The sequence below is a fragment of the Hungatella sp. genome (genome assembly GCF_046966825.1).
The window spans coordinates 1-11,856 of the sequence record NZ_JBKVCZ010000175.1 but is presented as its reverse complement, the minus strand read 5'-3'; the positions used below and the strand labels follow the sequence as shown (position 1 = coordinate 11,856).

The following is an 11,856-nucleotide window of genomic DNA, read 5'->3' as shown; positions in this document are numbered from 1 at the left end:
GCTTATGCCCTGCTCTCGACTGCGGTGGGAGTAAAACCAATTCCGAAGGGGTATCAGGAGCATATTGTACAGGCGGTGATTGATGAACTGGCCCAAGTGTTTGTAAACCACCCGGGGGAGTCATTCCCATACGGCAGCGGCCGGCCTAACTTCTGGGCCGGAAATGGGAGTCTGCCTCTGGCAGTCCAGTACCGCAATACGGCGATTCTCCGGTATCGGATTGGCAGGGAGGAACGAATCGGCTATACTCATGCTTACATACCTCTCTCTGCGTTTACCCGGTATCTTGGGGAAGATGGCGTCATTGTCCTGGAAAAGGACGGCGCTTACATTGCGGTGAAGGCGATGAACGGGCTGACCATGCAGCAGGAGGGACCAAACTGTTTCCGGGAATTCATGAGTCAGGGCCGTGATAATGTGTGGGTTATCCGGGCAGGACGTATGGACGAGTACGGCGATTTGGATGCGCTGCTTGCTGCGTTTAAGAAAATAGAGATTCGGACAGACGGGGAGGAGACCGTGGTAAGGGATGAAAGGGGAACGGAGTTCCTGACCGGCCCGGATTTCCTTCTGAAAGTAAACGGAGAAACGGTCTATGACTATCCGCTGGACGTGGAGGGCAAATTAAATCTGGAGGAATGCGATCGTGGTTGAGAAGCAGATTATGGAAGAAAAGCTGAATCTTGTATCTGACAAGATGATGATACTGAAAAATAATGGAATGAAGGAGAAATATCCGGTCAGCCTGATCGACATCAATTGTTGGGAATGGCCGCAGGGGGTGGGACTCTTCGGCCTTTACCGGTATTATGAGATGAGCCGGAAGCCGGAGCTGCTCACATTCCTGACGGATTGGTATGACAGACGCATGGAGGAGGGTATCGTTGAAAAAAATGTGAATACGACTTCCCCCATGCTGACACTCACCTACCTATATGAAATTACAAAAAAGGAGTCCTATCTCGCCTTTATTGGGGAATGGGCGGACTGGATCATGGAGGAAAAAGGACTGATCCGGACCGGAGACGGCTGTTTTCAGCATATGATCACCGGCAATCCCAATGACTCGGAGATCCTGATCGACACACTGTTTATGACGGTGCTGTTTCTGGCCAGGGCCGGCAGGCTCTTACACCGGCCGGACTATATCGAGGAAGCAAAGTATCAGGTTTTGTGCCACATTAAATACCTTCTGAATAAAAATGAGGGGCTGTTTTACCATGGCTTTAATTTTAAGCGGAACGACAATTACGGCGGAATTCTCTGGGGGCGTGGAAATTGCTGGTATACGATTGTGGCAATGGAGCTGATCCAGGAAATTCCCATGGAGGAAGGGCTGAAACGCCATTTCCTTACGGTTTATGAAAATCAGGTGGAGGCACTAAAACGGTATGCAGATCCGGAAACGGGGCTGTGGCACACGGTAATCGACGACCCGGACAGCTACCTGGAACTCTCCGCCAGCGCGGCATTTTTAAGGGGCATTATGCAGGGCGTGAGGCTTGGAATTCTGAAACGGGAAGAGTACGAGGGGCTCATAGAAAAGGCCGTGAAGGGGCTGCTGGACAACATCGACGATGACGGAACGGTGAAGAATGTATCTTATGGCACCCCAATCGGGCTTGATAAGGAATTTTATAATAAAATTCCGTGCTGCCCCATGACGTATGGACAGGCACTGATGATACTGGCCCTTCAGGAGGCATTGACGGATTACTGGCATTCATGACCCGAAACATCATCAGTACAGTACACCAGGAGGTTGTGACAATGAAAGAACGCGTATTTTTTGAAGAATTTGAATCTCTGTATTATTTTCATGGAAGTACACAAAACTGGTCGATGCAGGGCTTTCATTTTCATAACCAATATGAGATTATTCTGTTTTTAAGCGACGGGGCGCTGCTGGAAATCGGTGACCGCGTCTACCGTGTGATGAAGGGTGATCTGTTTTTTATTAACAACCGGGAATACCACCGCACCAGCGGGGCGGAGGGACAGGAATACAACCGTTACGTCCTGATGTTTGAACCGGAACTGCTGGAACCGATGAAAAAGGCGTTTGGCTATGACTTTGGCATGTTTTTCGAGAACAGGGGTGATGATTTCGTCCACAAGCTCTATCTGGAGGGGGAAAATCTGAAGCGGGTAGAGCGGCTGCTGGCCAGAATCGAGACAAATATAGGCAGCGGCAGCAGTGATGAAGCGTCTGTAAAGATCCGCCTCTCCATTCTGGAGCTGATTACCGCCATCAATGAGATGTATAAGTTTTTTACGAAGGAGAAACATACTGCCCCGGATCCGGAGGAACGGAAACGGAAAGGGGAGGAGGAGAAGTTCCGGGACCCGATTCTGTACCGGGAGCGGGTGGAACAGATCAAAAAATACATCGCGACCCACGTGGAGGAAAAACTGGACCTGGATGAGATTGCGGGAAAATTCTATATGAACCGTTATTATTTGAGCCATTATTTCAAAAAGGAGACCGGGTTTACGGTTCTGCAGTATGTGACGAACCAGAAGATTATTGCGGCCAAAGCGCTTTTGAAAAAGGGAACTTCGGTCACGGATGTGGCGCTGAAACTTTCTTACAACAGTGACAGCCACTTTATCTCGGTGTTTAAAAAGAATACGGGGATAACACCGAAAAAGTATGCACAGAATAAAAAGAACAATAATGTATGATTTTTGATGATTTATCTGTGATTAATTGTGCAAAATAACTGATAAAATAAGCGTATCAAGAGTAAAGGAGAGGATATTATGAAGAAATGGTTATCAGTTCTGCTGGCAGGGGCTATGGTATTGGGGACGCTTTCCGGCTGTTCCGGCGGGGGCAGGAAAGCCGAAAATGAAGTAAAGACGTTGGATGTCGTCTGGTTCAGTGATGGAAAAGAGGGGGAATCCTTCATGAAACTGGCCGACAAATATATGGAGGAGCATCCGAATATCAAGATCGAGCTGATTGAAGTTCCGTATGCGGATCTCGAAAGCAAGATCAAGAACATGATCAACGGCAAGGAAGCTCCGGCGCTGGCCAGGCTTACGAATATCGGGCCGTTCCAGAACCAGCTGGTGGATTTGGGCGGATACGTGTCGGACAAGGATGCGTTCCAGAACAGCTTTGGCGAGGGTTTAAAGTTTATATTTGACGGAAAAATCCTGGCGGCTCCCATGGATGTAACGGCCAATGGATTAATTTATAACAAGACAGCGTTTGAAAAAGCCGGTGTGGCTGTGCCGCAGTCAGAGGATGAGATCTGGACCTGGGATGAATGGAAGGAAGCCATGAAGACCGTGATGGATAAGAGCGACTGTAAATACGGACTGGTCTATGACAAGTCTCCGCAGCGTTTCACCACTCTGCTGTACGAGGCTGGAGGCAGCATGTTAAACAGCGATTTAACGGCGTCGAATTTCAACACAGATGAGACGAAAAGGGCGGTAAGCTTCTTTAAGGATCTGCACGACGAGGGAATTATTCCGACCTCTGTATGGCTTGGATCGGAAAACCCCAACAACCTGTTCCGTACCGGTCAGGTGGCCATGCATTTTGCGGGAAGCTGGATGATTGCAAACTATAAGGAAGAGATTACGGACTTCGACTGGGGCGTCACCTATCTGCCAAAGGAAGCGATCCGTTCCTCCGTACCGGGCGGCAAGTACCTGGCTGCTTTCCAGAACACCGGTGTGGAAAAGGAAGCTGCGGAATTCATCGAATGGATTTCCAAAGCGGAGAACAATGCGCAGTACTGCGTGGAAAACAGCTACCTATCTCAGGTTAAGGGCAACGAGAGTCTGGACTATGAATACGGAAAAGAATTCTTCACGATCTTCTCTCAGGAGCTGGCAGCTACCGGATCGCAGCCGGGTGCAGAGTGGGGCTACCAGGCGTTTACCGGGGCGATTCAGAATGATTTGAGAGATAAGCTGATCGAGGTGCTGGCCGGCCAGTTGACGGTGGACCAGTATGCGGAAGATATGGATAAGCTGATTACGGATACGCTGGAGGAACTGAAATAGTTGGACTGTCTGTAACGGTTGGTATAGTTGGAAGAGGATGTCTGAGGGAAAAGAATAGTAAACTGGGATCAAAGGAAATGGGTTTGTGAACCAGTGAGATGAGCTGCCGTACCGGATGAGGGGATCAGATGGGACGGCGGCTTTTTTTTGTGTGGGCGGTTTCTTTTCTGGCGGGATGATGTCTTCTTTTTGGGGAAGGGACTTATAGATACTGCGTATCTATATCTATTATTATGAGTGTCTCGATTTCTCTAATTATAGATTGCAAATAATAGAATTTTATACTAGAATGGTAAGTGGAAAGCACTCATGACAGGAGTGGCAGCCTCCCAGCCCTGCGACCGGTTCGCCGGAATACATAGGAAGGAGGTGGCGCCCATGACAGCATACGAGATTATATCGATATTTATAGGGATTTTAACCTTATTGATGTCCTTTGGCTGCTGGATTGTAGCGTTGATCGCCTTTCTCGATAAGAGAAATAAGCGTAAATAAAAAGCTCACCCTGTCTACCCACAGGGTGAGCGGTGTCCATTAAGGACATGTAACTTATCAACTTGGGAGCCTCCACTTTTGGAGTGGGTGCTTTCTTTGTTTATAATTTTATTATAAACAATACTTTACAATAATTCAAGAACTTTCGTAAAATATCATATCTAAAACTTTAGAGGATATGATTCAATATATCCAGATTGCTTGTAAGGCCGACCGATTTAGCGAGGTGGTCGGACAAACATATAAAATATTTCTTCATTTCCTATTAAAGAAACAATATGTTCTTTACCGTGATTCGGAATAGTTTCGATGGTGTTCTGAGCAGAGATTCGTCCGATTTTTCGCTGATAACCAGAAAGGACGATTTAAAATGGCATGGACTGGGATTTCAGAATATTCGGAAGAGCGCTGAAAAATACCTTGGAAGCGCGGAATATGAGGTGAAAGAAAATCAATTTATCCTGACGGTGATGCTTCAGAAGAGAAGCACGGAGAAATGACGCCGGCAGGAGGTTATAAAGCAGAGGAGGGCTTGGACGCGGATGCGTTTCAGCTGCCTCTGCTTTTTTGGTTCACACTTTTATCACAGAAACATCAAAATATGAACACAGAATCAACACATTTATTTTTTACCCTATGTATTAACACCGAATATGCGAGGCGTGCGGTGAGGCCAGATGTCAGCGGCCCTTTCCCGCGCCCGTGTAAATATAGAAATCAGGAGGAGAACGAGTTGATAGAAGTAAAGAATCTCGTAAAAGATTACGGCGGCCATCTGGCAGTGGATCATCTGAACTTTACCATCGAAGACGGTCAGATTTACGGCTTTTTAGGACCTAACGGCGCCGGAAAATCGACTACCATGAACATCATGACCGGTTATATCGGTGCTACGGAGGGAGATGTCCTGATCAACGGACACAACATACTGGAAGAACCTGAGGAAGCGAAGAAATGTATCGGCTATCTGCCGGAGCTTCCTCCTCTTTATGTCGATATGACGGTTATGGAGCAGCTGGAATTTGCAGCGGAATTAAAACGGATACCGAAGAAGGAACGAAAAAGTGCCATCGGCGAGGTGGTAGCGCTGGCGAAGCTGGAAGACGTGCAGGGAAGGCTGATCCGAAATCTGTCAAAGGGCTACAGGCAGCGTGTCGGGCTGGCCCAGGCGGTGCTAGGTATGCCTCCTGTGATCATTTTAGATGAGCCGACTGTAGGCCTCGATCCAAAACAGATTATCGAGATCCGGGATATGATCCGGGAACTGGGAGAAAAACACACAGTGATATTAAGCTCCCACATCCTTTCCGAGGTCAGCGCGGTCTGCGACCATATCCTGATCATTGACCGTGGAAAGCTGATCGCCAGCGACACGCCGGAGAATCTGGAGCGTCAGATGGCCGGGGCCGCCGGCATGGAACTGCTCGTCAAGGGACAGGAAGAAGAGATCCGGGAGATTCTCGAAGCGATTGACGGAGCAGAGGAAATCGCGGTGAGCGAGAGCGGCGAGGAAGGCGTGAGGAAGGTGACCTTCCAGCTGATGGGAGAGAATTGCCTGGAAGATAGGGCTGAGGACGCGGAGAGAGAAGAGAGCGAAGAGAGAGAGGAAAGTGAAGAAAACGAAGACATGAATATCATTCCGCAGACGGACATCAGAGAGACTATTTTCTTTGCGTTTGCAGACCGGAGGATCCCGATTCTATCCATGCATACTTCAAAGGCATCTCTGGAAGAGGTATTCCTGGAACTGACTGCGGACAATGCTTCGGGCGCGGAAGGAGAGGAAATTGATTCCAACAATGCTTCGTACGCGGCAGAAGAGAAAAATGATTCCGACAATACCTTGTACGCAGCAGAAGAGGAAACTAATCCCGACAATGCTTCGTACGCGGCAGAAGAGGAAAATGATCCTGACAAAGACTTCACGGCAGAAACCGAAAAGGAGGAAGTATAAATGGCGGCGATTTATAAAAGGGAATTGAAGTCGTATTTCCAATACATGACCGGATATGTATTCATCGCGTTTCTGGTTCTGTTTGTCGGAATTTACTTCATGGCTTACAATCTGATGAGCGGTTATCCGTATTTTTCCTATACATTGTCCGGCATGGTAACGATCGTGATGATCGGCATTCCGGTTCTGACCATGAGAAGCTTTGCAGATGACAGGAAGACGAAGACGGACCAGCTGCTTCTCACAGCACCGGTTTCCGTACCGAAAATGGTTCTGGCCAAATATCTGTCCATGGTTACTGTTTTTGCGGTTCCGGTCCTCATTTCCTGCCTTTGCCCGCTCATAATAAAGATGAATGGAACGGCATACTTAAAGACGGATTACGCGTCAATCCTGGCGTTTTTCCTTCTGGGCTGTGTTTACATTGCCATTGGAATGTTTATATCGTCCACAACAGAGAGCCAGATTATCGCGGCGGTGGGAACCTTCGGAGTCATTTTGCTGCTGCTTTTGTGGCCCAGCCTCGTGAACTTCCTTCCGACCTCGGCCTCCGGCTCGCTGGTGGGCTTCCTGCTTCTCTGGACACTTTGCGTGGTGATCCTTCATCGGGTAACGAGCCATAACCTTCTGGCGTTTGTGCTGGAGGCGGCGGGAATCGTCGCCCTGGTGGGAGCGTATGTTGCCAAAAAGAGCATGTTTGACCGCGCTCTCGTAAATCTTGTAGAGAAGATTGCGGTTACGGATGTGTTTCAGAATTTTGCCAACAACTATATTTTTGATGCGGGTGGTCTCATTTACTATGCGAGCATTATTTTTCTGCTGGTATTTCTGACCGTGCAGTCCGTGGAAAAACGCAGATGGAGCTAATTACTCAAAACTAGGAGGCTGGAAATGACAAGAAAACTAAAAAAGGGCGGCTACGCGGCGATCCTTTCTGTGATCGTAATCGCAGCTGTCGTGCTGTTAAATATGATCGTAGGCCGTCTTCCTGAAAAGGTACGCCAGTGGGATTTGAGCGGTACACAGATTTATACGGTGGGAGATACGACGAAGGAGCTTCTCGCATCCCTCGATAAGGACGTAACGATTTACGTGGTGGCAGATCCATCGGCGGTGGATGACAGAATTACAAGCTTTGTTAACCGGTATGCGGATCTCTCGGATCATATTAAGGTAGAGAACGTGGATTCCGTCCTGCACCCGGACCAGGTAAAGCAGCTGAACGCAGAGAACAATACGATTCTGGTGATGTGTGAGGATAATGGAAAAACGGAAACGATCCAGATGAGCGATATCATTAAATATGACCAGATGTCTTACTATTATTACGGCCAGGCAAAGGAGACGGAGTTCGACGGAGAGGGCCAGCTTACCAGTGCTGTCTCCTATGTAACAAATGATGTGCAGAAAAATATCTATGTGACGGAAGGTCATGGGGAGGCGGCGTTAGGTACGCTTACTTCCGATATGCTGGAAAAGTCAGGCCTTACGGTAAATACCATCAACTTACTGACAGGAGGCGGGATCCCGGAGGACTGCGAGCTTCTCATGATAAATGCACCGGCAAATGATCTTGCTGACGATGAGAAAACCATGGTGACAGACTACCTGGATGGCGGCGGAAATGTACTTTTAATTACCGGATATTCCGATAAGGACCGACCCAATCTGAATGCCGTTATGAACGCCTACGGTCTAAATATGGAAAATGGCCTGGCGGCCGATACGAAGAGCTACTACCAGAATAATCCCTATTACATTTTCCCGACTCTCGTATCCGGCAGTGAGATTACGACGGGAGTTGACAGAAAGAGCACTGCTCTGATCCTTCAGTCCGCTGCATTTAGCCAGCTGGAGACACTTCCTGATGAGGTTACGGTAGAGCCGTTTATGGAGACAACGGATGGCGGCATGCTTGTCACGGAAAACGGGCAGACACCGGGCACCTACATTCTGGGGGCAACGGCGGTGAAAACACTGGATTCCGGCACTGCGAGACTGACGGTATTCGGTACGCCTTCTCTGATCGATGACGGGTTAAACAGTACATTTACGAATCTTACGAATCTGGACCTGTTTATGAACGCGGTAACGGCCAATTTTGAAGATGTGACCAACGTTTCCATACCGTCCAAGAGCCTTGAGGTGACATACAACACGGTGACTCATGGCGGCATGTGGGGAATCGTCTTTATTCTCGTCATTCCGGTGATAACCGTGGCGGCGGGCCTTATGGTGTGGCTGAAGCGGAGACGTTTATAGAAAGTAATTATTTAGCCGTGCGGCAAAATAAAAATGGAGGCGTGGCAATGAAGAAGAATTACGGACTGCTTACAGGCTGTCTGGTGGTCGCGGCGCTGGGCGTTATCTATGCCGGTGTCGGGGCGTATCAGGCTCATACAAAGGAAAAGGAACAGCAGCAGGCGGAAAACGAAAAAATATATATGACCGATTTCTCTGGAATAAAAGCTGTTTCCTACGATAATGACGGAAATGTGCTGGCATTTACAAAGGATGGCGATTCCTGGATGTATGACGGCGACGACCAGTTTCCGGTGAATACCACCCGCATGGATTCACTGGCAGGAACGGTAAAGAAGCTTCCGGCAGTGAGAAAACTGGAGGGCGGGGACGATCTGACCGCATACGGCCTGGATACACCGGTGCGGCGGGTGACCGTATCGGCGGATGAAGGGGATACGACCACCATTCTCATCGGTGATAAGACGGACGACGGAAACTATTATGCCGTTATCGACGGGCAGAATGTGCCTTATCTCATCAGTTCCTCCCTGTTCGATGAGACGGCTTACGGACTGGAGGATATGATGGCGCTGGAAGAGTTCCCGGCTGTCCTGGGGACGGATATCCAGACGATCACAATAGAGAAAAACGGAGTCAGCGAACATTATGTGAAGAAGACACTGGATAAGGATGGAACCATTGCCTGGTACCGCGGTTCGGACGATACGGAAGACAACAAACTGCCGGACAACGCGGCACTCAATGTGCTGGCAGATTCGCTGAGCGGCCTTGTGGTTAAGAGCTGCGCGAATTACAAGGTTACGGACGAAGAACTGGCAGGCTACGGGCTGGATCATCCACAGGCGGTGCTGACCTATACGTATGAGAAGGACGGAGAAGAGAAGACATTTACGCTGGCGGTAGGAAATACCGGCGAGGATGGAACCACTTACTATACGAGGACAGCGGATTCCAAATATGTGAACGAAATCGATAAAACGACTCTGGATAAATGCATGACGGTTGATACCGGGGGTGAGGAATAAAAAAGGATAATGAAAAAACGCTGATACCAGTTGATTACCACTGCGCATCAGCGTCTTTTTTGTTTATGGAACGATTATGAAGTACCGGCAGGGGGATAAATGGATGAACAGGGCCTTCCGTGAGGAGGGAATAGTTACAGTTCACAGCCCTGTCGGTCTCCGCTTCCCGGTCTGCCCCGGCTGGCTTATGCGTGGTTTCCAGTTCAAGTTTCGGGGATAAGCCAGCCGGAGCAGACCGGGAAGCGGAGACCGACAGGGCTGTGAACTGTAACTCAAGCGAAAAATATTGCAGGAAAAGCCGTCTAAAGGGGCGATAATTTCTGCGGAATATGGTAGAATCAACATAACAGGCAAATTTTGCTGACAATCTGATTTGGAGGGGAAACTATGTCAAAGAGTACAGAGGTTCTGCGTATCTGCGAAGAAAAGGGAATCAGGATGATTGATTTCAAGATGACGGATTTAAACGGCCGTTGGAGACACATCACCATTCCGGTTGAACGGTTTGATGAAGAGATTTTTACGCAGGGGATTGGTTTTGATGGTTCGAACTATGGATACGCCCCGGTGGAAAAGAGTGATATGGTATTTATACCGGACCCCGAAACTGCTGTGGTGGATCCGTTTACAGAGATTCCGACACTGACCATGTGCGGAGACGTATGTGTCATAGGAAAGGAAAACAAGCCATTTGACCAGTATCCCAGGAATGTAAGCCTGCGGGCCATTCAATATATGAAGGAACAGGGAATCGCGGATCAGATGCTGATCGGGCCGGAATTCGAGTTCCATTTATTTGACAATGTCAGCTATATGGTGGAGCCGCAGCGTATGGCTTTTACCGTGGATACCAGGCAGGCGGCCTGGAACAGCGGCAGGGAGTCTGCTGATAACAAAGGCTTTTTAGTACCCGGAGGCGGCGGATACCATATCGCAGCACCTCAGGATACAGCCTATACTTTAAGAAGCAGAATGTGTATGATGCTTCAGGAATGGGGAGTGGATGTGAAATACCATCACCATGAGGTAGGCGGCTCAGGACAGATGGAGATTGAGGTGGAGCTGGGCGATATGGTGGACATGGCGGACAAGACCATGATTATCAAATACGTGATCCATAACGCAGCGGTTCAGGAGGGAAGGACTGCCACCTTTATGCCGAAACCCATATACAAAGAGGCCGGCAATGGAATGCATGTCCATATGCTGCTGATGAAAGACGGGGAGCCGGTTTTTTACGATGAGGATGGATATTCCGGTCTCAGTAAGACTGCACACTACTTTATAGGAGGACTGTTAAAACACGTCCCATCCCTATGTGCATTTACCAATCCGTCCACAAACTCCTTTAAGCGTCTTGTGCCGGGATACGAAGCACCGGTGACCATCGGATATGCCACATCCAACCGAAGTGCCGTGATCAGGATTCCGGCTTATGCCAAGACTCCGAAGGCCAAACGGTTTGAATTGAGAAATCCGGATGCAACAGCAAATCCTTACTATGCATATGCGGCGATTCTGATGGCGGGACTCGATGGCATTCAGAATCAGATCGATCCGGAAAAACATGGCTGGGGGCCATTTGACTGTAATCTCTATGATCTTCCGGAGGAAGAAAAAGCAAAGATCCAGTCGCTGCCAAAGACATTGGATGAGGCGCTTAATGCTCTGGAGGCCGATCATGAATATCTGACAGCGGGAGGCGTGTTCCCGGAGCGCCTGATTGAGATATGGCTTAAGAAGAAAAGAGCGGAAAGCCGGGAACTGTCTCAGATTCCGCATCCGGCGGAATTCCAGAGATATTTTGATTTGTAATCATTTGGTATTGCAGGAAGCTGCTTCATTTATCCTGATTGATAATAAAAATCTGCGGTTTCGGGTGCTCCCGGGACCGCTTTTATTTATGGAAACAGCATAGTTGAATATGAATGAAAAATCGCAAAAATTTAAAAAAATGAAAAAAATCAAAAAACATGTTGACTTTTGTCGGCTGCTTTGATATGATATACCTCACCGCTGAAAACGGCGGCAAACTTTTTCAAAAATCTTCCAGCTGAACCGCTGAGAAAGTTTTGAAGAAAATGAAAAAAGTGG

10 protein-coding genes and 1 pseudogene are annotated in these 11,856 nt (G+C 48.4%); all 11 read left to right on the top strand.

Annotated features, from left to right (window positions below):
- Window positions 1–654: pseudogene (locus ACLTD4_RS30420) on the top strand (hypothetical protein); the annotation flags it as partial.
- The gene (locus tag ACLTD4_RS30415) at window positions 647–1,729 is read left to right on the top strand and encodes a glycoside hydrolase family 105 protein (RefSeq protein WP_055653629.1); all 1,083 of its coding nucleotides are present in this window, start codon (window positions 647–649) and stop codon (window positions 1,727–1,729) included. The pseudogene ACLTD4_RS30420 and the gene ACLTD4_RS30415, both read left to right, overlap by 8 nt.
- Window positions 1,730–1,770: 41 nt before the next feature.
- The gene (locus tag ACLTD4_RS30410) at window positions 1,771–2,685 is read left to right on the top strand and encodes a helix-turn-helix transcriptional regulator (RefSeq protein ID WP_055653630.1); all 915 of its coding nucleotides are present in this window, start codon (window positions 1,771–1,773) and stop codon (window positions 2,683–2,685) included.
- Window positions 2,686–2,763: 78 nt separating this feature from the next.
- Window positions 2,764–4,023 (top strand): ABC transporter substrate-binding protein, encoded by a 1,260-nt coding sequence (locus ACLTD4_RS30405; protein ID WP_117622432.1) that lies wholly within the window; start codon window positions 2,764–2,766, stop codon window positions 4,021–4,023.
- A 309-nt stretch (window positions 4,024–4,332) separates the two neighbouring features.
- Window positions 4,333–4,518, top strand: coding sequence for a hypothetical protein (locus ACLTD4_RS30400; RefSeq protein WP_147335894.1), 186 nt, complete (start codon window positions 4,333–4,335; stop codon window positions 4,516–4,518).
- A gap of 278 nt (window positions 4,519–4,796) precedes the next feature.
- The gene (locus ACLTD4_RS30395) at window positions 4,797–5,018 is read left to right on the top strand and encodes a GHKL domain-containing protein (RefSeq protein WP_117622433.1); all 222 of its coding nucleotides are present in this window, start codon (window positions 4,797–4,799) and stop codon (window positions 5,016–5,018) included.
- A 233-nt stretch (window positions 5,019–5,251) separates the two neighbouring features.
- A complete protein-coding gene (locus tag ACLTD4_RS30390) occupies window positions 5,252–6,472 on the top strand; it encodes an ABC transporter ATP-binding protein (RefSeq protein ID WP_117622453.1) in 1,221 nt (406 codons plus the stop codon).
- Window positions 6,473–7,339, top strand: coding sequence for an ABC transporter permease (locus tag ACLTD4_RS30385; protein ID WP_117622434.1), 867 nt, complete (start codon window positions 6,473–6,475; stop codon window positions 7,337–7,339). It abuts the gene before it with no gap.
- A 24-nt stretch (window positions 7,340–7,363) separates the two neighbouring features.
- Window positions 7,364–8,734: a GldG family protein gene (locus ACLTD4_RS30380; RefSeq protein ID WP_117622435.1), complete on the top strand. Its 1,371-nt coding sequence runs from the start codon at window positions 7,364–7,366 to the stop codon at window positions 8,732–8,734.
- A gap of 47 nt (window positions 8,735–8,781) precedes the next feature.
- Entirely contained in the window at window positions 8,782–9,762 is a 981-nt protein-coding gene (locus tag ACLTD4_RS30375; RefSeq protein WP_117622436.1) for a DUF4340 domain-containing protein, read from the top strand.
- A 387-nt stretch (window positions 9,763–10,149) separates the two neighbouring features.
- The gene (glnA, locus tag ACLTD4_RS30370; RefSeq protein WP_117623929.1) at window positions 10,150–11,577 is read left to right on the top strand and encodes a type I glutamate--ammonia ligase; all 1,428 of its coding nucleotides are present in this window, start codon (window positions 10,150–10,152) and stop codon (window positions 11,575–11,577) included.
- Window positions 11,578–11,856 lie beyond the last annotated feature (279 nt).

Bases quoted from the DNA above. Each gene is read 5' to 3' on its own strand.
- ACLTD4_RS30385 (WP_117622434.1), top strand. From the start codon at position 6,473: ATGGCGGCGATTTATAAAAGGGAATTGAAGTCGTATTTCCAATACATG.
- ACLTD4_RS30405 (WP_117622432.1), top strand. From the start codon at position 2,764: ATGAAGAAATGGTTATCAGTTCTGCTGGCAGGGGCTATGGTATTGGGG.
- ACLTD4_RS30375 (WP_117622436.1), top strand. From the start codon at position 8,782: ATGAAGAAGAATTACGGACTGCTTACAGGCTGTCTGGTGGTCGCGGCG.
- ACLTD4_RS30380 (WP_117622435.1), top strand. From the start codon at position 7,364: ATGACAAGAAAACTAAAAAAGGGCGGCTACGCGGCGATCCTTTCTGTG.
- ACLTD4_RS30400 (WP_147335894.1), top strand. From the start codon at position 4,333: ATGACAGGAGTGGCAGCCTCCCAGCCCTGCGACCGGTTCGCCGGAATA.
- glnA (WP_117623929.1), top strand. From the start codon at position 10,150: ATGTCAAAGAGTACAGAGGTTCTGCGTATCTGCGAAGAAAAGGGAATC.
- ACLTD4_RS30395 (WP_117622433.1), top strand. From the start codon at position 4,797: ATGTTCTTTACCGTGATTCGGAATAGTTTCGATGGTGTTCTGAGCAGA.
- ACLTD4_RS30410 (WP_055653630.1), top strand. From the start codon at position 1,771: ATGAAAGAACGCGTATTTTTTGAAGAATTTGAATCTCTGTATTATTTT.